General features: G+C 69.5%; 21 protein-coding genes. 8 read left to right on the top strand and 13 right to left on the bottom strand.

Annotated elements, in window-relative coordinates; genetic code table 11:
• Nucleotides 1–8: 8 nt before the first annotated feature.
• From ACODT0_RS10770 to guaB, 3 genes are all read right to left on the bottom strand, one after another.
• On the bottom strand, nucleotides 9–443 hold the full coding sequence (locus ACODT0_RS10770) for a type II toxin-antitoxin system VapC family toxin (RefSeq protein WP_057591696.1): 435 nt from the start codon (nucleotides 441–443) through the stop codon (nucleotides 9–11).
• The gene (locus ACODT0_RS10765; RefSeq protein WP_057591697.1) at nucleotides 440–688 is read right to left on the bottom strand and encodes a type II toxin-antitoxin system Phd/YefM family antitoxin; all 249 of its coding nucleotides are present in this window, start codon (nucleotides 686–688) and stop codon (nucleotides 440–442) included. The genes ACODT0_RS10770 and ACODT0_RS10765 overlap by 4 nt, the downstream gene beginning before the upstream one ends.
• Before the next feature lie 90 nt (nucleotides 689–778).
• Nucleotides 779–2,248, bottom strand: coding sequence for an IMP dehydrogenase (guaB, locus tag ACODT0_RS10760; protein ID WP_261205829.1), 1,470 nt, complete (start codon nucleotides 2,246–2,248; stop codon nucleotides 779–781).
• 209 nt (nucleotides 2,249–2,457) lie between these two features.
• Between guaB and ACODT0_RS10755 the strand changes: the two genes are divergently transcribed.
• Nucleotides 2,458–2,967 (top strand): DUF4124 domain-containing protein, encoded by a 510-nt coding sequence (locus ACODT0_RS10755; protein ID WP_057591699.1) that lies wholly within the window; start codon nucleotides 2,458–2,460, stop codon nucleotides 2,965–2,967.
• A gap of 15 nt (nucleotides 2,968–2,982) precedes the next feature.
• Here the strand turns inward: ACODT0_RS10755 and ACODT0_RS10750 are convergent, their stop codons facing one another.
• From ACODT0_RS10750 to ACODT0_RS10725, 6 genes are all read right to left on the bottom strand, one after another.
• Nucleotides 2,983–3,318: an RnfH family protein gene (locus ACODT0_RS10750; protein ID WP_261205831.1), complete on the bottom strand. Its 336-nt coding sequence runs from the start codon at nucleotides 3,316–3,318 to the stop codon at nucleotides 2,983–2,985.
• A gap of 7 nt (nucleotides 3,319–3,325) precedes the next feature.
• Nucleotides 3,326–3,772, bottom strand: a complete 447-nt coding sequence (locus ACODT0_RS10745) for a type II toxin-antitoxin system RatA family toxin (RefSeq protein WP_057591701.1) — start codon at nucleotides 3,770–3,772, stop codon at nucleotides 3,326–3,328.
• A gap of 77 nt (nucleotides 3,773–3,849) precedes the next feature.
• Nucleotides 3,850–5,088 carry a dienelactone hydrolase family protein gene (locus tag ACODT0_RS10740; RefSeq protein WP_489041223.1) on the bottom strand — a complete coding sequence of 413 codons (1,239 nt, stop codon included), beginning with the start codon at nucleotides 5,086–5,088 and terminating at the stop codon, nucleotides 3,850–3,852.
• A gap of 51 nt (nucleotides 5,089–5,139) precedes the next feature.
• Nucleotides 5,140–5,682, bottom strand: coding sequence for a flavin reductase family protein (locus ACODT0_RS10735; RefSeq protein WP_057591703.1), 543 nt, complete (start codon nucleotides 5,680–5,682; stop codon nucleotides 5,140–5,142).
• 2 nt (nucleotides 5,683–5,684) lie between these two features.
• Nucleotides 5,685–6,959, bottom strand: coding sequence for a styrene monooxygenase/indole monooxygenase family protein (locus ACODT0_RS10730; RefSeq protein ID WP_489041222.1), 1,275 nt, complete (start codon nucleotides 6,957–6,959; stop codon nucleotides 5,685–5,687).
• A 51-nt stretch (nucleotides 6,960–7,010) separates the two neighbouring features.
• Nucleotides 7,011–7,799, bottom strand: coding sequence for an SDR family oxidoreductase (locus tag ACODT0_RS10725; RefSeq protein ID WP_489041221.1), 789 nt, complete (start codon nucleotides 7,797–7,799; stop codon nucleotides 7,011–7,013).
• Between the two features lie 132 nt (nucleotides 7,800–7,931).
• On the opposite strand from ACODT0_RS10725, the gene ACODT0_RS10720 reads away from it, so the two are divergent.
• The 7 genes from ACODT0_RS10720 (at nucleotide 7,932) to ACODT0_RS10690 (ending at nucleotide 13,879) form a co-directional block, all read left to right on the top strand.
• Nucleotides 7,932–8,930 carry an AraC family transcriptional regulator gene (locus tag ACODT0_RS10720; protein ID WP_489041220.1) on the top strand — a complete coding sequence of 333 codons (999 nt, stop codon included), beginning with the start codon at nucleotides 7,932–7,934 and terminating at the stop codon, nucleotides 8,928–8,930.
• Nucleotides 8,931–9,015: 85 nt separating this feature from the next.
• Entirely contained in the window at nucleotides 9,016–9,492 is a 477-nt protein-coding gene (smpB, locus tag ACODT0_RS10715; RefSeq protein ID WP_057591776.1) for an SsrA-binding protein SmpB, read from the top strand.
• 98 nt (nucleotides 9,493–9,590) lie between these two features.
• Nucleotides 9,591–9,974, top strand: coding sequence for a COG4315 family predicted lipoprotein (locus ACODT0_RS10710; protein WP_296732031.1), 384 nt, complete (start codon nucleotides 9,591–9,593; stop codon nucleotides 9,972–9,974).
• Nucleotides 9,975–9,995: 21 nt separating this feature from the next.
• A complete protein-coding gene (locus ACODT0_RS10705) occupies nucleotides 9,996–10,547 on the top strand; it encodes a sigma-70 family RNA polymerase sigma factor (protein ID WP_489041219.1) in 552 nt (183 codons plus the stop codon).
• Nucleotides 10,548–10,551: 4 nt separating this feature from the next.
• Complete coding sequence (locus tag ACODT0_RS10700) at nucleotides 10,552–11,370, top strand: anti-sigma factor family protein (RefSeq protein WP_296732026.1); 819 nt, start codon at nucleotides 10,552–10,554, stop codon at nucleotides 11,368–11,370.
• A 79-nt stretch (nucleotides 11,371–11,449) separates the two neighbouring features.
• Entirely contained in the window at nucleotides 11,450–11,845 is a 396-nt protein-coding gene (locus tag ACODT0_RS10695) for a COG4315 family predicted lipoprotein (RefSeq protein ID WP_489041218.1), read from the top strand.
• 114 nt (nucleotides 11,846–11,959) lie between these two features.
• Complete coding sequence (locus ACODT0_RS10690; protein ID WP_489041217.1) at nucleotides 11,960–13,879, top strand: hypothetical protein; 1,920 nt, start codon at nucleotides 11,960–11,962, stop codon at nucleotides 13,877–13,879.
• Nucleotides 13,880–13,921: 42 nt separating this feature from the next.
• Here the strand turns inward: ACODT0_RS10690 and typA are convergent, their stop codons facing one another.
• The 4 genes from typA to infB all read right to left on the bottom strand — a co-directional run bounded on the left by typA (nucleotide 13,922) and on the right by infB (nucleotide 20,249).
• On the bottom strand, nucleotides 13,922–15,754 hold the full coding sequence (gene typA / locus ACODT0_RS10685) for a translational GTPase TypA (RefSeq protein WP_261205840.1): 1,833 nt from the start codon (nucleotides 15,752–15,754) through the stop codon (nucleotides 13,922–13,924).
• A complete protein-coding gene (gene truB, locus ACODT0_RS10680) occupies nucleotides 15,751–16,707 on the bottom strand; it encodes a tRNA pseudouridine(55) synthase TruB (RefSeq protein ID WP_489041216.1) in 957 nt (318 codons plus the stop codon). The genes typA and truB overlap by 4 nt, the downstream gene beginning before the upstream one ends.
• Nucleotides 16,708–16,709: 2 nt before the next feature.
• Nucleotides 16,710–17,081, bottom strand: coding sequence for a 30S ribosome-binding factor RbfA (gene rbfA / locus ACODT0_RS10675; RefSeq protein ID WP_057591714.1), 372 nt, complete (start codon nucleotides 17,079–17,081; stop codon nucleotides 16,710–16,712).
• Nucleotides 17,082–17,225: 144 nt separating this feature from the next.
• Nucleotides 17,226–20,249 carry a translation initiation factor IF-2 gene (gene infB / locus ACODT0_RS10670; protein WP_489041215.1) on the bottom strand — a complete coding sequence of 1,008 codons (3,024 nt, stop codon included), beginning with the start codon at nucleotides 20,247–20,249 and terminating at the stop codon, nucleotides 17,226–17,228.
• Between the last annotated feature and the right edge of the window lie 5 nt (nucleotides 20,250–20,254).

Here is a 20,254-nt window from a genome sequence, read left to right as displayed (position 1 = left end):
GCTGGGACTCAGAGCGTTGAAATGTCGAACAGCCGGACGCCCGCTTGCGGCGCCGCCTGGATGAGTTGCTCGTCGAAGGTGGCGAGCGGAAGACCGAGCGAGCGCGCGAGCCAGAGATAGCCCGCGGCATAGAGCGACACGCCGGCATCGATGGCGACGGCGAGCACGGCCTTGTGCTGGGCCGGCGCGAGCTCGTGCAGCTCGACGCGATGTCGGATGGCATCGAGCACGCTCCACAGGCCCTCGACGGCCGAGGACGGAATGCGGCCGCTGCGCACGCCGTTGGCGATGACGTTGGCGCACTCCCACTGCCAGGCATTGGGCGCCTGCGGCTCGACCTCGTCGCGGCGGATGGCGGCGTAGAGCCTGCGCGTATGTTCGTTGGCGTGATCGGGCAGCAGCCAGGCGGCGGTGACCGAGGCGTCCATGACGAAGGCGGTCATGGCTGGCGGCCCTGGTTCAGCAGCGCGCCGGCCGAGGTGCCTGGAAGGATGGCGGCATGCAGCGCGTCGATCTGGCCCAGTTCGCGCGCGATCTGCTCGTCGGTGATGACCGGCTTGCGCCGCACCGGCAGCATGCGCACCACCTCCTTGCCGTGGCGGGTGATGCGCACCTCCTCGCCCTTCTCTACCGAGTCGATCAGGGCCGAGAAGTTGTTCTTGGCTTCAGCGATGCCGATGGATTGCATTGGGGCCAGAAAATTTGAATCTGGCCCGAATTCTAAACCTGATCTGGCCCGACTTTCAAGGTCTGGCCAGAATCAGGCTCAGCCGCCGCGTTACTCGGCGCGGTAGTTCGGCGCTTCCTTCGTGATCTGCACGTCGTGGACGTGGCTCTCGCGGATGCCGGCGGTGGTGATCTCGACGAACTCGGCCTTGTTCTTCATCTCTTCGATGGTGCCGCAGCCGCAGTAGCCCATGCTGGCGCGAACGCCGCCGGCCATCTGGTAGATGATCGAGACGATCGAGCCCTTGTAGGGCACGCGGCCCTCGATGCCCTCGGGCACGAGCTTGTCGGTGTTGGGGTTGCCGGTGGTCGATTCCTGGAAGTACCGGTCGGCACTGCCCTGCTGCATCGCGCCGATGGAGCCCATGCCGCGGTAGCTCTTGTAGCTGCGGCCCTGGTACAGCACGATCTCGCCGGGCGCCTCTTCGGTGCCGGCGAACATGCTGCCCATCATCACGGTGCTGGCGCCGGCCGCGATGGCCTTGGCGATGTCGCCCGAGTAGCGCACGCCGCCGTCGGAGATCAGCGGCACGCCCGTGCCCTGCAGCGCGGTGGCGACGCTGTCGACCGCCATGATCTGCGGCACACCCACGCCGGCCACGATGCGGGTGGTGCAGATCGAGCCCGGGCCGATGCCGACCTTGACCGCGTCGGCACCGGCCTCGGCCAGCGCGCGCGCGGCGTCGCCGGTGGCGATGTTGCCGCCGATTACGTCGATCTGCGGATAGTTCTGCTTGACCCAGCGCACGCGGTCGATCACGCCCTTGCTGTGGCCGTGCGCGGTGTCGACCACGATGGCGTCGACGCCGGCCTTGACCAGTGCCTCGACACGCTCCTCGGTGCCCTCGCCCACGCCGACCGCCGCGCCCACGCGCAGGCGGCCCGAGGGGTCGCGCGCGGCGTTGGGGAAGGTGGTCTGCTTGGTGATGTCCTTGACGGTGATCAGGCCCTTGAGCTCCCAGTCGCTGTTGATCACCAGCAGACGCTCGAGCTTGTGCTTGTTGAGCAGCGCCTTGGCCTCGGCCAGCGTGGTGCCGTCGGGCACGGTGATCAGCTTCTCGCGCTGCGTCATGATCTCGCTCACGGGCACGTCGTAGCGGCTCTCGAAGCGCAGGTCGCGCCCGGTCACGATGCCCACGACCTTGCCGGCGTCGACCACCGGGAAGCCCGAGATGCCGAGCTGGTCCGACAGCGCCATCACCTGCCGCACCGAGTGCGTCGGCGTGATCACCACCGGGTCGCGCAGCACGCCCGACTCGTAGCGCTTGACCTTGGCCACTTCGGCGGCCTGCTGCTGCGCGGTGAGGTTCTTGTGCACGATCCCGATGCCGCCTTCCTGCGCGATGGCGATCGCGAGGCGGGCTTCGGTCACGGTGTCCATCGCCGCCGAGACGAGCGGGATGTTCAGCGTGATGTTTCGGGAGAATTTGGTGGCGAGGGAGGTGTCCTTGGGCAGGACCTGGGAGAACGCTGGCACCAGCAACACATCGTCGAAGGTGAGCGCTTTGCCGAGAAGGCGCATGGGTGAGGCTCCAAAAGACGGATTGTAACGAGGCGGCGGGGTATGCTGCCGGGCTCGGCGCGGCTCGGCCCCGCGCGGTGCGGGCCTATCGCCCGGCCGTCGCATCCCGCGTCGCCATTTGCCCACTGCCCGCTGCCCGGTCTGCGGACCGCGGCGAAAACCAATCACTGCCTGTTGCAAAACGTAAGGCATCGCTAGACTTGCGCCCCATGAAGTTCCTGCTCAGCCTCCTGCTCGGATCGATCTGCCTGCTGCCCCTGGCCGCGGATGCCCAGTGGCAATGGATCGACAAAAACGGCAAGAAGGTCTTCAGCGACCAGCCGCCGCCGACCGACATTCCCGAGAAGAACATCGTGCGCCGCGCCGGCCCGCCGGCGCGCACCGGCTCGGGCGTGGCGGCGCCCGAGGGCACGGCCACCACCGACAAGCCGGCCGAAGCCCCGGCCCCGCCGAAGACACCGACGGTCGACAAGGACCTCGAGGAAAAGACGAAGAAGGCCGAGGCCGACGAGAAGGCCAAGCAGGCGGCCGAGGCCGCGAAGCTCGCCAAGGCCAAGGCCGAGAACTGCAGCCGCGCCCGCGAGAGCAAGGCCACCATGGACAGCGGCATGCGCATCGCGCGCGTCAACGCCAAGGGCGAGCGCGAGATCCTCGACGACAACCAGCGCGTGGCCGAGCAGCGCCGGCTGCAGTCGGTGATCGACAGCGACTGCAAGTAAGCCGCGCCGAGCGGCTCAGTACCCCGCCTTGCCGCCCTGGCGCCGGTTGGCGAACAACCCGGTGCCGCGCGCGCCCTGCCGCTGGAAACGCTCGCGCCGCGCCACCTTCGGATCGACCTCGAGCGCGCGGCACAGCTCGACGCGATCGCCGTCTTCGAGGGCATCGTCCCAGTCGGCGCTGCGGCCCCAGATGCCGGGCGTCATCGTCTCGCGCCAATCGAGCGCGGGAAAACGCTGCGCCAGGGTGCTGGCGCGGATCGCATCGTTCACGGTGGCGCCGGCGGCGAGGCGCAGCGGCTCCTCGAACACCTCGCGCGGCGCCGGCGAGCAGCTCAGGGTCACCTCGATCATCGGTGGCTCAAGACGCGCCGTAGACCTGCTCGGCGCGCTTGACGAAGGCCTCGACCAGGCTCGAGGCGATGGTGTCGAACACCGGGCCCACGAGGGCCTGCAGCGCGAAGTTGCTGAAGCCGTAGCTCAGGTGCAGCTCGACGCGGCAGGCGCGTTCGCCGCCCTCGCCCACCGGCACGAATTTCCAGTTGCCGTCGAGGTTGGAGAACGGCCCGTCGACCAGCTTGAGCTGCACCTCGCGGCCGGGCACGTGGGTGTTGCGCGTGGTGAAGCTCTGGTGCAGGCCCGCGAAGGCCAGGCCGACCTCGGCGGTCATGCCGGCCTCGTCCTGCTCGATGACGCGCGCCTTGTCGCACCAGGGCAGGAACTGGGGGTACTTCGCCACATCGGTGACCAGCGCGTACATCTCTTCGGCGCTGTACCAGATGAGAACGGACTTGTTGACTGTTTTCATTGAATCGGATCGAGAGACCGATTCATTGTAGGGAGCCTCCGTGGCTCCCTCCTCTCGCCGGACGAGAGCCCGCCACCTCAACCCGACCGCGACCAGGCCGTCATCAGCGTGTTCGAGGGCTGCGTCTCGTCGAGCAGCTTGCGCGCGGTTTCGACGCCGGCCACCGGCAGGCCCTTCGGATCGAGCAGTCCCACCTGCACCAGCACGCTGGCCTGGTCCCAGTAGATGTGCTCGTGGTAGAGCTTGTCGCCGCGGAACTTGACGATGGCCACCAGCGGAATCTCCACCGGCCTGCCCGTGGGCGCCACGCCGGGCAGCAGCCAGTCGATCTCGCAGGTGTGGGTGAAGCTAAACAGGATCTCGTCGACGATCTGCGTTGCGCCCACCGTGCGCGAGATCGGCACGAGCCGCGTGTCGGGCGGATTGCTGTTCACGAAATGGTGCTGGTAGAAGCGGCTCAGCATCGCATGCCCCACGCCGCCGGTCATGGTCGGGATGTGGTTGACGTAGGGCTCGGCCACCATGGTGGCCATGGTGTCGGCCACGTTGCGGGTAGCGAACTCGTACTCGCAGTGCTTGTCCCACAGCGCCGAGAAGTCGTAGTGCGGCCCCATCTCGCGGCGGAACGCGGCCACGCTGCGCTCGTGCGCCATCAGCGCCGAAGGCTTGTGATAGTGGTCGCCGCCCAGGCGTGCGAAGGCATGGTCGACGCCCGGATAGACGTAGAGCTCGCACCCGGACCGCGCTCCAAGCGTCTCGACGATGCGCGAGCGCGCCTCGGGCGGGCAGAAGCCATCGAGCTCGGGGATGTGCAGCACCAGCCGGCCCTGGATGCGGTCGGCCTCCTCGAGCCGCTGCTCGATGCCCACGCCGTAGTAGCCCACGCAGACGTCGGCATCGGTGCGGCAGGCCGCGAGGTAGGCGAGCTTGCCGCCCATGCAGAAGCCCAGCACGCCGGCCTTGCCCTGCTGCTCGGGCAGCGAGCGCAGCAGCGCCAGCGAAGCGGCCACGTCTTCCGTGCCCTTGTCCTCGTCGAAGCCCTTGTACAGCGCGAAGGCCTTCTGCCAGTCGTCGGGCGCATAGCCGAGCTCGACCTCGGGCTGCTGGCGCCAGAACAGGTCGGGCGCGAGCACCACGTAGCCTTCCTCCGCGTAGTAGTCGGCCACCTGCCGCATGGTGGCGTTGACGCCGAAGATCTCCTGCGCCAGCACGATGCCGGGGCCCTTGCCCGAGGCCGGGGTGGCGAGGTAGGCGCGGAAGCTGCCGCTGCCGTCGATGGCCGGCACCTGCAGCCAGCGGCCCTTCTGAGCTGTCATGTCTTTCTCCTTGTTCCGAATCTCTGGATCGTGGGGTGGTGCGGCCGGCGCTCAGGCCGGCACGCACTCGTCGCGCAGGGTGGTGAACTGGCCGCAGGCATAGAGCAGCGGCAGCCCCTGCGCATCGGTGATGCGCGCGGCCTTGACCTCGCCGATCAGCATCGCGTGGCTGTGCGCCACCATCATCTCGTCGACCACGCAGTCGAACACCGCGAGCGCGCCGCGCAGCACGGGCGCGCCGGTCACCAGCGTCTCCCAGTGCGCGGGATCGAAGCGCTCGCCGGCCTCGCCCTGGCGCGAGAAGGCCAGCGCCAGCGCCGACTGGTCGAGCGCGAGCAGGTTGACCGCCATGCGGCGGCTCTGCGCGATGGTGCGGAAGCTGCTGCCCTGCAAGTTGACGCAGGCCAGGATGCGCGCGGGCTCGGCCGAGAACGAGGTCACGGCCGTGGCCGTGAGGCCCACGGGCGTCTGCCCGTCGGTGCTCGTGACCACGGTCACGGCGCCGACCAGGCAGCGCATGGCGCGCCGGAAGTCGCCCGCGCCCACGTTGGGCTCGCAGCGCAGCGACTCGATGGCCCGGAACTCGCCGCGCATGGTCAGGCCGCCTCCGGTTGCGGCGCCAGCGAGCGCAGGTAGGCGCTGCTCGCGTCGGGCGTCATGAAGAACTCGGCGTAGTCGCGCGGATCGTTGAAGCCGTTGACGAAGCGCCGTGCCACGGCCGCGTTGCCCTGGGCCGCGCCCAGCACCTCGAGCACGTGCGGGGGCGGCGGCTGCAGCATCGCGTTGGTCCACTCGACGACGTGACGCGCATAGCGCCAGTAGCCGTCGAAGGCCGACTGCATGAAGTCCGCGTCGAAGGCGCCCTCGCCCTGCGCGAGGATGGCGCGCAGGTAGGCATCGGCGCACTTGGCGGCGTTGTTCGAACCCTGGCCGGTGATCGGGTCGTTGAGGCACACCACGTCGCCCATGCCGAGCACGGCGCGGCCCGAGGGCAGCCGCCCGACCGGCTTGCGCACCGTGGGCGCGAAGCGGCCGGCCAGGATGCCGTTGTCGTCGGTCAGGCGCACGTCGCGGCAACGCTCGGCCTCCCAGGGCGTGAAGGTGTCGAGGATCGACAGCGAGCGCTCGAGGTGCTGCGCGGGCGTCTTCACGTCGGACCAACAGTCCATCGGGCCGCCGGGCACGCCCTCGAACACCATGATCTCGCACGGCCCCGTCACGGTCAGCGCGGGGAACACGAAGTACTCGCCGACGCCGGGGATCAGGTTGAAGTTGACGGCCGAGTACTCGGGGCGCGGCGTCATGCCGTGCACATAGGTCAGGGCCAGCGCGCGCTGCGGCTTGTCGTAGGGCGAGCGCTGCGCGTCGCGCTCGAACATCTGCGCGATCTCGCCCTTGCCGGCGGCCACGATCACCAGGTCGTGCGACTGGGTCCAGCGCTCGAGGTCCTCGATGCCCGCGTCCTGGAACAGGATCTGCCCGCCGCGTTCCTCGAAGGTCTTCATCCAGGCCGGCACCTTCACGCGCTGGTCGACCGAGCGCGCGGGCGCGTCGAGGCGGTGCGACCAGCCGAGCAGCTTCTCGCCGGGCTTCTCGGGATGCGGCACGGCGAAGCCGATGCCCTCGACCGGCGGACAGCTGTCGGCCCACTGGTCGATGCCGAAGTCGCGCTCGATCTGCAGGCTGGCGTCGAACATGCACTGGCTCGACATCACGCGGCCGGTTGCGATGTCCTCGGCGCTGCGGTTCGAGACCACGGTCACCTCGTGGCCCTCGCGCTGGAGACCCAGCGCCAGTTGCAGGCCAGACTGGCCCGCGCCGACGATCATGAAGCGGCGCGGCTTGGCGCCCTGCGATGCGATGTTGCTCATGGGTATGCCTCGTTCGTGGGTGGGGTGATGAAAGGGATGCGCCGGCCGCCTTCAGGCCGCGAGCTTGGGAATGGCCGGTTCGCCCTGCTCCGGGCCCATGGCCGAGTAGCCGCCGTCCACGGCCCAGTCGGCGCCGGTGACGAACGAGGCCTTGTGCGAGCACAGGAAAGCCACCACGTGGCCGACCTCGACCGGGTCGCCGACGCGGCCGAGCATGTGGAAGGGCCGGGCCACCGCGTCGGTCTTGGCGCGGTTGCCGCCGGTGAGCTGGTCCATCACGGCCGACCAGGTCCAGCCCGGCGAGACGGAATTGACGCGCACGTTCATCGCCGCCAGGTCCAGCGCCATGTTGCGCGTGAGCTGCACCAGCGCGGCCTTGCTCACCGGATAGAGCCAGCGGCCGGTCTGGGCCACGCCCGAGGAGATCGAGGTGAAGTTGACGATGGCGCCGCCGCCCGCCGCCTGCATGAAGGGCAGCGTGGCGCGCGCCATCATCACGGCCGAGACCACGTTGACGTCGAGCGCGGTCTGCCATTCGCCGCGCGGCGAGGCCAGGCCGTTGTCGAGGTAGCTGCAGGCCAGGTTCACGAGCGCGTGGATGCGGCCCTCGGCATCGGCCGCCTGCTCGACGCAGGCCTGCACCGCGGCGTCGTCGGTGATGTCGGTGGCAATGAATTTCGCACCGATCTCGCGCGCCACCGCCTCGCCGCGCGCCACGTCGATGTCGGCCAGCACCACGCGTGCACCGGCATCGCGCAGGCAACGGGCCACGCCCGCACCGATGAGGGTCGCGCCACCGGTGACGAGCACCGTCCTGTCCTGCAAGTCCTTGTCGCTCATGCCTTTTCTCCTGGTTGGTCCCGTTGTCAATTGCTTGCAGTTACTTTAGATTTGAAGGATTCAGCCCCCAATCCGGATTGCGCAGCCGCTGTCCGCAAAACGCATTTATTCGCTGCCCCCACGCCGCCCCGCATGGAACACGCTGTCGCTGCATCGGCCTCGCTTCCCCTGTCGCGCTATGCCGTCATCGCCACGCCCGACCTCGACGAGGCGCGCGACGAGGTGGCGCGCATCTTCTGTCCGCACCGGCTGCACCTGGGCCACGGCAGCTCGCGTTTCGACGCGCGCCACCACGTCGCGCCGCTGGGCGACATCTCGCTGAACTACGTGCAGTACGGTGCCGAGGTCGAGATCGATCCCGGCTGCCTCGGCGACTTCTATCTGCTGCAGATCCCGCTCAGGGGCAACGCCCGCATCGAATGGGCCGGCCAGAGCTTCACCTCCGACGCGCACCGGGCCTCGCTGGCCTCGCCGAGCCAGCCGCTGCGCATGCGCTGGGGCGACGACACGCCGCACCTGATCGTGAAGATCGGCAAGGCGGTGGTGCAGCGCCACTGGGAATCGCTGTGCGGCGAGCCGGCCGGCGCGCGGCCGCTCGAATTCGAGCCCGAGATCGCGCTCGACGAGGGCGCGGGCGCGAGCGTGAAGCACCTGGTCGAGTTCCTCGCGCAGGAGCTCTCGTGCGGCCGCACGCCGCTGACCACGCCCTTCCTGGCCCAGGCCGAATCGGGCCTGATCCACACCCTGCTGGGCCAGTTGCCGCACAACCAGAGCGCGCGCCTGGGCGCCGAGCGCGGCGACGTCTCGCCGCGCGCGCTGCGCCGCGCCCGCGAGTACATCGAGGCGCACCTGCCCGATGCGCTCACGGTCGACGAGATCGCCTCGGCCAGCGGGCTGTGCGTGCGCAGCCTGCAGGTGGCGTTCCGCCAGCATGCGGGCCAGACGCCGATGGCCTACCTGCGCGAGCGGCGGCTGCTCGCGGTGCACGAGCGCCTGAGCGACCCGGGCGCCGACACCACCGTGACCTCGGTCGCGCTGCAGTTCGGCTTCGCCCACCTCGGGCGCTTCGCGCAGGACTACGCGCGCCGCTTCGGCGAATCGCCCCATCGCACGCTGCAGCGGCACCGCTGAAGGCACCCGCGGCCACTTTCATAGAATCCACGCCCTGTGCATGCCGGGCGGTTGTCCGGGCGCCATGCGCCCCCAAATGACAACGATGGCCACCAAGAAACAAGACACCTCCTCCCGCATCGCCGACAACAAGAAGGCGGCGTACAACTATTTCTTCGAGGAACGCTTCGAGGCCGGCATGGTGCTGGAAGGCTGGGAAGTGAAGGCGCTGCGCGAAGGCAAGGTGCAGCTCACCGACGGCTACGTGGTGATCCGCGACGGCGAGATGTTCGTGCTGGGCTGCCAGATCAACCCGCTCAAGAGCGCCTCGACCCACGTGACGCCCGACTCGGTGCGCACCAAGAAGCTGCTGCTGCACAAGGAAGAGATCCGCCGCCTGACCGGCAAGGTCGAGCAGAAGGGCTACACCCTTGTGCCGCTGAACCTGCACTGGAAAGCCGGCAAGGTGAAGTGCGAGATCGCGCTGGCCAAGGGCAAGGCCGAGCACGACAAGCGCGACACCATCAAGGACCGCGAAGGCAAGCGCGAGGTCGAGCGCGCGATGAAGAGCCGCAGTCGCTGAGTTCGCGTTTTTTTGCGCGGCCATGGAATAAACGCGGCGCCGCGGGCGTTCATGCAGGTGTCGCCGGATCGTCCGGCGCCACAACCAGGAGCTCTTCCATGCCGCTGACCTCGCGCCATCTTCCTTTCCTCGCCGCCACGCTGCTGGCCGCCTCCCTGCTCTCGCTGCCCGCCGCGGCCCAGCCCAAGGCGGCCGACGGCGCCCTGGTCGGCCCCAACGGCATGACCCTCTACACCTTCGACAAGGACACGGCCGGCAACGGCAAGTCGGTCTGCAACGGCCAGTGCGCCACCAACTGGCCGCCGTACATGGCGGCCGACGGCGACAAGGCCGCGGGCGACTTCAGCATCGTCACGCGCGACGACGGCAAGAAGCAGTGGGCCGCCAAGGGCTGGCCGCTGTACTACTGGATCAAGGACACCAAGCCCGGCGACAAGACCGGCGACGGCGTCAACGGCAGCTGGAAGACCGCCAAGCCCTGACCTCCGACCCGCCCGCCTTCCATGGACGCCCGCCAGCTCGCCCCGCTCATTCCCGGCCTGCGCCGCTATGCGCGCGCGCTGACCGGCAATGCCTGGGCGGCCGACGACCTGGTGCAGGACACGCTCGAGCGCGCCTGCAGCAAGTGGCGGCTGTGGGTGGCGGGCAGCGACCTGCGCGCCTGGCTGTTCGCGATCATGCACAACCTCTTCGCGAGCCAGGTGCGCCGCGCGCCGCCGCCGCATGCGGCCGTGCCGCTCGACGAACTGCCGCCCGAACAGCAGGGTGGCGTCGACCCCGGCCGCGACCACGGCGTGCGGCTCGACCTGCAACGCTGCCTGCTGCAGCTGCCGGAAGAGCAACGCGCCGTGCTGCTGCTGGTGACGCTCGAGGACCTGTCCTATGCCGAGGTCGCGAAAGTGCTCGGCATTCCGCTGGGCACCGTGATGTCGCGGCTGTCGCGCGCCCGCGTGCGGCTGCAGGAACTGCTCGACGGCGCGGCCGCATCCGGCACGGCGGCGGGCACACTGGCGGGCAGTGCGGCCCCGCGCCCCGGCCTGCGCCGCCTCAAGTAACGCCATGAACCGCCCCGCCCCGCCCCCTTCCGACGACGAACTGCATGCCTGGGTCGACGGCCGGCTCGCGCCCGAGCGCCGCGCCGCCGTCGAGGCCGCGCTGGCGGACGATCCGGCCCTCGCGGCGCGGGTCTCGCTCTGGCAGGCGCAGCGCGACACGCTGCGGCAGCTGCATGCCGAACTGCTCCACGAGCCCGTGCCGGCCCACCTGTCGGCCGTGCTCGAACGCGAGGCCGCGCCGCGCGACGGCTGGTGGCGCTGGGGCGGCATCGCGGCCGGCCTGCTGGTCGCCTTCGGCGCCGGCTGGCTCGGCAATGCCCAATGGAGCGCCAGCCAGCGGCCGGGCACCGCGCTGGCGCGCGCGCCGGCGGTGCGCGAGTTCGTCCATGCGGCCTCGCTCGCGCACCAGGTCTACACGCCCGAAAAACGCCATCCGGTCGAGGTGGCCGCGGCCGAGCAGCAGCACCTGGTGCAGTGGCTGTCGCGCCGGCTCGATCGGCCGCTCAAGGTGCCGGACTTCTCGACCCTGGGCTACACGCTGGTCGGCGGCCGGCTGCTGCCCGGCGAGAACGGCGCGCGGGCCCAGTTCATGTTCGAGGACGCGGCCGGCGAGCGCGTCACGCTCTATGTCGGCCAGCTCGATCCCAAGACCGCGGGCGGCCCGCCGGCCCCCGCGCCCGAGACCGCCTTCCGCTTCGCCGCCGAGGGCGCCGTACCCAGCTTCTACTGGGTCGACCAGGGATTCGGCTACGCGGTGGCCGGCCGGCTGCCGCGCGAAACGCTGATGAAACTGGCGACGCTGGCCTACCGGGATCTGTCTTGAGCGCGGCATACACTCGGCCGGTTCGCGCATGCATCCCCCCATTTCCATGTTCGCGATCACTCAACGAAGGAGAAACTGCATGAAATTGCTCAACGCCTCGATCCTCGCGGCCGCCCTGCTCGCCGGCTGCGGCAGCATGTCCAACCAGAGCGCCAGCGCGCCCGACACCCCGACGCGCACCGCCGACGGCGTGCTCGTCGGCCCGAACGGCATGACGCTCTACACCTTCACCAAGGATGCCGCCGGTTCGGGCACCTCGGCCTGCAACGGCCAGTGCGCGACCAACTGGCCGCCGCTGGGCGTGGCCGAAACCGCCAAGCCGATGGGTGGCTACACCATCATCATCCGCGAGGACGGCAAGCGCCAATGGGCCTACAAGGGCTGGCCGCTGTACTACTGGGCCAAGGATGCCAAGCCGGGCGACAAGACCGGCGACGGCTTCGCCAACGGCGCCTGGAAGCTCGCGCGTCCCTGAGACAGCGCCCGTCGCCCCGGGCTCGCGCCCGGGCGATCCACGCCAGGAAGGCGGCCCGCAGCGGCCGCCTTTTTCGTTTCCGGACCCGCCGCGCGCAGGCGGCAGAATGACCCGATGCCCCTGAACGCCAACCTCGACGCCTTCGCCGCCCTGCTGCCCCTGGGATTGATCACCGACGAGCAGCACGATGCCGTGCTGGCCCATCCCGGCTTCCCCACGCTCGCGCCGCTGCCGAGCCCGGCGCACGCGCTGGACTGGATGCAGCAGCAGGGGCTGATCGACCCCGTGGCATCGCACGTGCTGCGCATCCAGTTCGACCGGCGCGTCGAGCGCAACGCCCTCGACCGCGGCACGCGCGACGAGGCCGTGGCGGTCGCCGAACAGGCCGAGGCGCTGCACCGGCTCGGCGAGCGCGGCATCGTGCGCGAGGCCGTGCTCGCGCTGCATGCCCACGGCCGCATCGACGCCGATGCGCGCGACGAGGCACTGGAGCGCGTGCCGGTCGGCGGCGCCGAGCCCGACCCCGAGGCCACGCATGCCTGGCTCGACCCCGAGCCCTTCGAGGCGCTGGTCCTCCAGGGCCTGGTCGACGCGCCCCGGCTCGCCACCGCGCGCGCCCATCCCGAATACGCGAGCCTGCCCAGGCCGCCGACGCCGGCCCATGCCTATGCCTGGATGCGGCTGCGCGGGCTGCTGCCGGCCGAGAACGAGGACGAAGACGCGCTGGTCGAGCGCATCGTCGCGGCCCACGGCGAATCGGCGGCCGAGGATGCGGAGGACACGCTCGACGAATCCGAGGAACTGCTCGAGGCCGGCGCGCTCGGCCTCTCGCATGCGGTGGTGCAGGCGCTGCGCGACGACGGCCTGCTCGACGCCGAGGACCTCGAGGAGGCGCTGCCGTGGGTGCCGCTGGTGTCCGACAAGCGCGCCGACCCGGCCACCGCCCTCGCCTGGCTGGTGACCGACGGCTGGCTCGAGGAAGAGCGCTTCGAGGCCATCGCCGCGCGCGTGGAGGCCGAGCCGGCCTTCGTCGGCGCCGACGAGCGGCGACAGATCATCGCGCAGGCGCGCGAGCGCATCGCGGCCGAGACCGCGAGTTCGAAGGCCGCGACGCGCAAGCGCTCGACGGGGCTGCGCCCCCCGCGCTGGCTCGGCGTGCTCGCGGTGATCGCGATGGTCGGCGCGGCGGGCGCCTACCTGTGGCAGCTGAACGGCCTGCCGGCCTGCAACAGCGACCTGGCGCGGCGCGAGCTCGACGGCCTGGTATCGAGCACCAGCAACGACGAGCGGCTGCGTTCCGAGCCCGGCGTCGAGGCCCGCGTGAGCGCGCTGCGCGAGATCGGTTTTCTCAAGGCCGACAACGTGCGCGGCTGCCTGGCCACGCTGTCGCGCGACGGGAAGACCGAGGCCATCGGCTTCATCATCGGGTCCGACAGCGGCGGCACGGTGGTCCGCGGCGCCGAGGCGGCGATCGTCGAGGCGCGCTTCGGCGCGCTCGATGCCGAAGGCCGCCCGCAGCACAACGCCGAGCCGGTCGGCCGGCTGGCGCTCGCGGACGCGCTGCGCGAAGGCGTGGACAACCTGGAAGCGCGCATGCGGGCGCCCAAGACCCTGCAGGAACGCCTGCGCGCGCTGCGCGAAATGCCGCTCATGCCGATCGACCCGGACCCCAGGCTCGCGCTGACCGAGGTCGAACCCGCCGGCGCCTGCCAGGCCGGGGACGGGCAGCAGCAGGTCTGCCCGGTGGTGATGGTCTACGACGACCGCCGGCTCGGCGCCATCGGCGGCGTGCGCGCCAGCGGCGCCGCGTCGCTGCCGCTGCGCGCCGAGATCACGCTGGCGCCCGACGACATCGGCGTCTGGCGCGTGGATGGGGATTTCGATCGACGCTTCGCGATGGCGGTGGTCGAGGCACGGCTTCACAAACAGGGCGCGACCGATGCCGCCTTGGGCCCGCTCGAGCTGCCCGAGCCGCCACCGCCCCCGCCGCAGATCGTGCTGCCGAAGCTGCCGCCACCGAAGGTGGCGCGCTGAGCGCCGCGCCCGGCCTGGCCGGCCGGGGCGCGGCGACCGTCCTCAGACGGCCGATTCGCGGCTCGCGCGCTTGCGCTCGTGTTCCTTCAGGAAGCGCTTGCGCAGGCGCACGCTCTTGGGCGTGATCTCGACCAGCTCGTCGTCCTCGATGAACTCGACGCCGTACTCGAGCGTGAGGTCGATCGGCGGCGTGATCTTGATCGCGTCTTCCTTGCCCGAGACGCGGAAGTTCGTGAGCTGCTTGGTGCGGGTGGCGTTCACCACCAGGTCGTTGTCGCGGCTGTGGATGCCGACGATCATGCCTTCGTAGACCGGATCGTTCGCCTTCACGAACATGCGGCCGCGGTCGTCGAGCTTGCCGAGGGCGTAGGTGAAGATTTCACCGTCGTCCATCGAGATCAGCACGCCGTTCTTGCGGCTGCCGATCTCGCCCTTGTGCGGCTCGTAGCTGTCGAAGATGTTGCTGATCAGGCCCGAACCGCGCGTCAGGTTCAGGAATTCGTTGGTGAAGCCGATCAGGCCACGCGCCGGGATGCGGTACTCGAGGCGCACGCGGCCACGGCCGTCCGGCTCCATGTTGACCAGCTCGCCCTTGCGCTCGCCCAGGGCCTGCATCACGCCGCCCTGGTGCTGCTCTTCGATGTCGGCCGTCACCAGCTCGATCGGCTCGTGCTTCTCGCCGTTGACGTTGCGGAACACCACGCGCGGCTTCGAGACGGCCATCTCGTAGCCTTCGCGGCGCATGTTCTCCAGCAGGATGGTCAGGTGCAGTTCGCCGCGGCCCATGACCTCGAACACGCCTTCCTCGTCGGTCTCGTTCACGCGCAGCGCCACGTTGTGCTGCAGTTCCTTCTGCAGGCGGTCCCAGATCTGGCGGCTGGTGACGTACTTGCCTTCGCGGCCGGCCAGCGGGCTGGTGTTGACGCAGAAGTTCATGGTCAGCGTGGGCTCGTCGACCTTGAGCATCGGCAGCGGCGCCGGGTTCGCGGGGTCGGTCACCGTGACGCCGATGCCGATGTCGGCGATGCCGTTGATCAGCACGATCTCGCCCGGGCCGGCTTCGGTGGCCTGCACGCGGTCCAGGCCCTGGAAGGTCAGCACCTGGTTGATGCGGCCCTTGATGGACTGGCCGTCCGGGCCTTCCATCACCAGCACGTCCATCATCGGCTTCAGGGTACCCTGGCTGATGCGGCCCACGCCGATGCGGCCGACGAAGGTCGAGAAGTCGAGGGCCGAGATCTGCAGCTGCAGCGGCGCGGCCGGGTCGCCCTTCTGCGAGGGCACGTGCTTCAGGATGGTGTCGAACAGGGCCGACATGTCCGGGCCCCACTGCTCGCCGGGCGCACCCTCCTCGAGCGAGGACCAGCCGTTGATGCCCGAGGCGTAGACCACGGGGAAGTCGAGCTGCTCGTCGGTCGCGCCGAGCTTGTCGAACAGGTCGAAGGCGGCGTTGACCACCTTGTCGGGGTTGGCACCGGGCTTGTCGACCTTGTTCACCACCAGGATGGGCTTGAGGCCCAGGGCCAGCGCCTTCTTGGTCACGAAGCGCGTCTGCGGCATCGGGCCTTCCTGCGCATCGATCAGCAGCACCACGCCGTCGACCATCGACAGCGCGCGTTCCACTTCACCGCCGAAGTCCGCGTGGCCGGGGGTGTCGACGATGTTGATGTGCGTGCCCTGCCAGGTCACGGCGCAGTTCTTCGCCAGGATCGTGATGCCACGTTCCTTTTCGATCGCGTTGTTGTCCATCACCGTGTCGACGACCTTCTCGTGCTCGGCGAAGGTGCCCGATTGGCGCAGCAGCTGGTCGACCATCGTGGTCTTGCCATGGTCCACGTGGGCAATGATGGCGATATTGCGGATTTGCTTGGTCATGGTGTCGCTTCGGTCTGTGGTGCGTTCAAAAGAATTTGCTGGATTTCGATGGGGTTCAGCAAGCGCCCCGGGATCAGTTCATGGGCGGCCACGTGGGCCGTGCCGAGGAAGGCCGGGGGCGATTCGCCGAACACCGCGACCCGGGCCGCATCGGCCCACGGTCCGCGCCGACGCAGGCCGGACAGAAAGCGCCCTGCATCCTCGCTGCCCAGCGTGACGATCGTGTGGCCCTCGACCAGGCATTCGGCAGGCAACAACCGGGCCAGCCGCTCGTCCTCGTCCATGGCTTCCAGGGCCTCGAGCGTGATGCACTGGGCCGCCACGAAGCCGCCGGTGGCGGTGCGGCGCAGCGAGCTCAGGTGGGCGCCGCAGCCCAGCGCCTCGCCGATGTCCTCGCCCAGGGTGCGGATGTAGGTGCCCTTGCTGACCGAGGCCTCGATGCGGATGGCATCGGCCGCGGTCTGCGCGATCTTCAGCGCGTGGATGACGACGTCGCGCGGCGCGCGCTCGACCTCGATGCCCTCGCGCGCGTATTCGTAGAGTGCCTTGCCGTCCTTCTTGAGCGCGCTGTGCATCGGCGGCACCTGGCGGATCGGGCCGGTGAACAGGGCCTCGGCGCGCGCCAGGTCCTCGGCCGCGACCTGGACCGGGCGTTCGGCGATCACCTCGCCCTCGGCATCGCCGGTGGCGGTGCGGATGCCCAGCCGCGCGGTGGCGACGTAGGTCTTGTCGGCGTCGAGGTGCAGCTGGCTGAACTTGGTGGCGGCGCCGAAGCACAGCGGCAGCACGCCGGTGGCCAGCGGATCGAGCGTGCCGGTGTGGCCCGCCTTCTCGGCGCGCAGCAGCCACTTGGCCTTCTGCAAGGCCTGGTTGCTGGACAGTCCCAGTGGTTTGTCGAGCAGCAACACCCCATGCACAGGGCGCCGCTGCACCCTTGTGCGTGGCGCATTCATGGCTAGTCGTCTTTCGAACGCGAAGCGACGGCCTGCGCGATCAGCGCGTTCATGTCGGCGGCACGCTCGGTGGTGCGGTCGAACACGAAGTGCAGCGTGGGCACGGTGTGGATGTGCAGGCGCTTGAACAGGCCGTTGCGCAGGAAGCCCGCGGCCTGGTTGAGCGCTTCGGTGGTCTCGGCCACGTCGCCGGTGAGCAGGCTGAAGAAGACCTTCGCATGCGCATAGTCGGGCGTGACCTCGACCGCCTGCAACGTGACCATGCCCACGCGCGGGTCCTTCAACTCGCGCGCGATCAGCTCCGTCAGATCGCGCTGGATCTGATCGGCGACCTTGAAGGCGCGGTTGGGAGTAGCGGCTTTTCTTTTGGGCATGTCAGGAATGCGGGAGCGACATCGGATTCAGAACGCAGAAGCCGCGAAGACTGCGCAGAGGTCGCAGAAGCAGCAGAAGAAACCTCTTTCTTGCTTCTGCGACTTCTGCGAGACCTTCGCGACTTCTGCGTTCGGTTGTCCGTATTACAGGGTCCGCGCGATCTCCTTGATTTCGAAGAACTCGAGCTGATCGCCCTCTTTGATGTCGTTGTAGTTCTTGAGCTTGATACCGCACTCGAAGCCTTCGCGCACTTCGCGGACATCGTCCTTCATGCGCTTGAGCGAGTCGACTTCGCCGGTGTAGACCACCACGTTGTCGCGCAGCAGGCGGAAGTGCGAGCTGCGGGTGACATAGCCCGAGGTGACGTACGAGCCGGCCACGGTACCGATCTTCGAGGCCACGAACACCGTGCGGATCTCGGCCGAGCCGATGACTTCCTCGCGGCGCTCCGGCGCCAGCATGCCCGACATGGCGACCTTGATCTCGTCCACCGCGTCGTAAATGATGCTGTAGTAGTTCAGCTGGACACCATTGCCTTCGGCCAGCTTGCGCGCGCCGGCATCGGCACGCACGTTGAAGCCGATCACCACCGCCTTCGAGGCGATCGCGAGGTTGATGTCGCTTTCGCTGATACCGCCCACGCCCGCATACACCACCTGCACCTTGACCTCGTCGGTCGCGAGCTTGAGCAGCGATTGCGCGAGCGCTTCCTGCGAGCCCTGCACGTCGGCCTTGATGATGATGCGCAGCGTCTGCACCTCGCCCGCCGACAGGTCGGAGAACATGTTCTGCAGGTTCGCGGCCTGGGCCTTCGCCAGCTTGGTGTTGCGGAACTTGCCGGCACGGTAGGTCGCGATTTCGCGCGCACGGCGCTCGTCGCCCATCACCATGAACTCGTCGCCGGCCTGCGGCACTTCGGTCAGGCCCTGGATCTCGACCGGGATCGACGGACCGGCCGTCTTGGTCGGCTTGCCGTCCTCGTCGAGCATGGCGCGCACACGGCCATAGGTCGAGCCGGCCAGCACCACGTCGCCGGTCTTGAGCGTGCCGGACTGCACCAGCACGGTCGCGACCGGGCCGCGGCCCTTGTCGAGCTGGGCTTCGATCACCAGGCCCTTGGCGGCGGCATCCACCGGCGCCTTGAGTTCCAGCACTTCGGCCTGCAGCAGCACCTGCTCGAGCAGGTCGTCGATGCCCTGGCCGGTCTTGGCCGAGACGCCGACGAACGGAACGTCGCCGCCGTACTCTTCGGGCACCACCTCCTCGGCCACCAGTTCCTGCTTCACGCGGTCCAGGTTGGCATCGGGCTTGTCGATCTTGTTGATCGCGACCACGATCGGCACACCCGCCGCCTTCGCGTGCTTGATGGCTTCCTTGGTCTGGGGCATGACGCCGTCGTCGGCCGCCACCACCAGGATCACGATGTCGGTGGCCTGCGCACCGCGGGCACGCATGGCGGTGAACGCCTCGTGACCCGGGGTGTCGAGGAAGGACACCATGCCGCGTTCGGTTTCCACATGGTAGGCACCGATGTGCTGCGTGATGCCGCCGGCTTCGCCCGCGGCCACCTTGGCGCGGCGGATGTAGTCCAGCAGCGAGGTCTTGCCGTGGTCGACGTGGCCCATGACGGTCACGACCGGTGCGCGCGGCAGGGCTTCCGCCGTTTGCGCCGACACGTCCTCGTCGGTGAAGGCTTCGGGATCGTCGAGCGCGGCAACCACCGCGTTGTGACCCATTTCCTCCACCACGATCATCGCGGTGTCCTGGTCGAGCGCCTGGTTGATCGTGGCCATCTGGCCCAGCTTCATGAGCTGCTTGATCACCTCGGAGGCCTTGACCGACATCTTGTGCGCGAGCTCGGACACCGTGATGGTTTCCGGCACGTGCACCTCGATGATGCGGGCCTCGACCGGCGCCGCCGGTGCGTGCTGCTGGTCGTCGTGGCCACGGTCGTTGCCACGGCGCCCGCGCGGACCGCCGCGCCAGTTGCCACGGCCCACGCCGCCGCTCGCGTCGCCGCGGGTCTTGATTTCCTTCTTCTTGGCGGTGTCGCCGGCCCAGCTCGACGAGAGCTTGGCCGACTTCACTTCCTTGCCGGCGGCACCGCCGGCGGGCGCCGCCGTGGCGGCACCCGGCGCGGCCGGTGCCCCGGCGCGGGCCGCGGGCGCGGTCGGCTTGTGCAGCGTGCCCTTGACGCCACCGGCGGGCTTGACCTCGGCGGGCTTCTCGGCCTTGTGCGGCACCAGCACGCGGGCCGGCGCATTCATCATGGCGCGAATGGCTTCGGCCTCGGCCAGGGCCTTGCGACGGCGCTCGTCGAGGTCGCGCGCACGCGCGGCTTCCTCGTCGGCACGGGCCTTCGATTCGGCGGCGGCCTTGGCCTTCGCGTCTTCCTTGGCCTGCGTGGCGGCGGCCTGGGCCGTGGCCTTGGCCTCGGCGGCCTGCTTGGCGGCGGCGACCTGCGCCTCCGCGGCTTCCTTCAGCGCGGCGACTTCGGCCTCGGCCTTGGCGGCGCTGTTGGCGGAGCTGCGAACGACCGGCTTGGCCGCGTCGGCCTCGGTCTCGGCCTTCTTCTGGGCTTCCTGGCGAGCCGCCTGCGCGGCTTCCTGGCGTGCCTGCTCGGCCTGTTCGGCCTGTTCGGCGCGTTCCACCTTCTCGCGTTCGCGGGCTTCGGCTTCCTCGCGCTGGCGGCGCTTCTCGGCCAGCTCTTCTTCCTGGCGACGGATCAGCTCGGCCTGGCGGCGGGCTTCCTCCTCGCGACGGGCGAGTTCGGCTTCATCGATGCGCGGCGCGGCCGGCTCGGCCGGAGCGGCGACGGGCGCGGCAGCCACCGGCGCCGGGGCCTCGACGGCACCCGCGGGGCCTTCGTCGCGCTGGATGAAGGTGCGCTTCTTGCGCACCTCGACCTGGATCGTGCGGGCGCGGCCGGTGGCGTCCGCCTGCTTGATCTCGCTGGTCGACTTCTTGGTCAACGTGATCTTCTTGCGCTCGGGCTCGACGGTGCCGTGGCTGGCCTTCAGGAAACCGAGCAGGCGCTGCTTGTCCGACTCGGTCAGTGCGTCGCTGGCGGCCGCTTTGGGCACGCCGGCGCTGCGAAGCTGGTCGAGCAAGGTTTCGGGAGTCTTCTTGAGTTCATTCGCGAACTCGGCGACAGTGGTACTGGACATATTCG

The sequence above is a fragment of the Variovorax sp. FG153 genome, from assembly GCF_057809595.1.
Note: the sequence above shows the minus strand (reverse complement) of the source record. Positions and strands in the feature narration are given on the sequence as shown.

Bases quoted from the DNA above. Each gene is read 5' to 3' on its own strand.
- ACODT0_RS10710 (WP_296732031.1), top strand. From the start codon at position 9,591: ATGCCGCTGACCTCGCGCCATCTTCCTTTCCTCGCCGCCACGCTGCTG.
- rbfA (WP_057591714.1), bottom strand. From the start codon at position 17,081: ATGCCCAAAAGAAAAGCCGCTACTCCCAACCGCGCCTTCAAGGTCGCC.
- ACODT0_RS10765 (WP_057591697.1), bottom strand. From the start codon at position 688: ATGCAATCCATCGGCATCGCTGAAGCCAAGAACAACTTCTCGGCCCTG.
- ACODT0_RS10750 (WP_261205831.1), bottom strand. From the start codon at position 3,318: ATGATCGAGGTGACCCTGAGCTGCTCGCCGGCGCCGCGCGAGGTGTTC.
- ACODT0_RS10740 (WP_489041223.1), bottom strand. From the start codon at position 5,088: ATGACAGCTCAGAAGGGCCGCTGGCTGCAGGTGCCGGCCATCGACGGC.
- ACODT0_RS10745 (WP_057591701.1), bottom strand. From the start codon at position 3,772: ATGAAAACAGTCAACAAGTCCGTTCTCATCTGGTACAGCGCCGAAGAG.
- ACODT0_RS10690 (WP_489041217.1), top strand. From the start codon at position 11,960: ATGCCCCTGAACGCCAACCTCGACGCCTTCGCCGCCCTGCTGCCCCTG.
- smpB (WP_057591776.1), top strand. From the start codon at position 9,016: ATGGCCACCAAGAAACAAGACACCTCCTCCCGCATCGCCGACAACAAG.
- ACODT0_RS10700 (WP_296732026.1), top strand. From the start codon at position 10,552: ATGAACCGCCCCGCCCCGCCCCCTTCCGACGACGAACTGCATGCCTGG.
- ACODT0_RS10705 (WP_489041219.1), top strand. From the start codon at position 9,996: ATGGACGCCCGCCAGCTCGCCCCGCTCATTCCCGGCCTGCGCCGCTAT.
- ACODT0_RS10720 (WP_489041220.1), top strand. From the start codon at position 7,932: ATGGAACACGCTGTCGCTGCATCGGCCTCGCTTCCCCTGTCGCGCTAT.
- guaB (WP_261205829.1), bottom strand. From the start codon at position 2,248: ATGCGCCTTCTCGGCAAAGCGCTCACCTTCGACGATGTGTTGCTGGTG.
- truB (WP_489041216.1), bottom strand. From the start codon at position 16,707: ATGAATGCGCCACGCACAAGGGTGCAGCGGCGCCCTGTGCATGGGGTG.
- ACODT0_RS10730 (WP_489041222.1), bottom strand. From the start codon at position 6,959: ATGAGCAACATCGCATCGCAGGGCGCCAAGCCGCGCCGCTTCATGATC.
- ACODT0_RS10770 (WP_057591696.1), bottom strand. From the start codon at position 443: ATGACCGCCTTCGTCATGGACGCCTCGGTCACCGCCGCCTGGCTGCTG.
- ACODT0_RS10755 (WP_057591699.1), top strand. From the start codon at position 2,458: ATGAAGTTCCTGCTCAGCCTCCTGCTCGGATCGATCTGCCTGCTGCCC.
- ACODT0_RS10735 (WP_057591703.1), bottom strand. From the start codon at position 5,682: ATGCGCGGCGAGTTCCGGGCCATCGAGTCGCTGCGCTGCGAGCCCAAC.
- typA (WP_261205840.1), bottom strand. From the start codon at position 15,754: ATGACCAAGCAAATCCGCAATATCGCCATCATTGCCCACGTGGACCAT.
- ACODT0_RS10725 (WP_489041221.1), bottom strand. From the start codon at position 7,799: ATGAGCGACAAGGACTTGCAGGACAGGACGGTGCTCGTCACCGGTGGC.
- infB (WP_489041215.1), bottom strand. From the start codon at position 20,249: ATGTCCAGTACCACTGTCGCCGAGTTCGCGAATGAACTCAAGAAGACT.
- ACODT0_RS10695 (WP_489041218.1), top strand. From the start codon at position 11,450: ATGAAATTGCTCAACGCCTCGATCCTCGCGGCCGCCCTGCTCGCCGGC.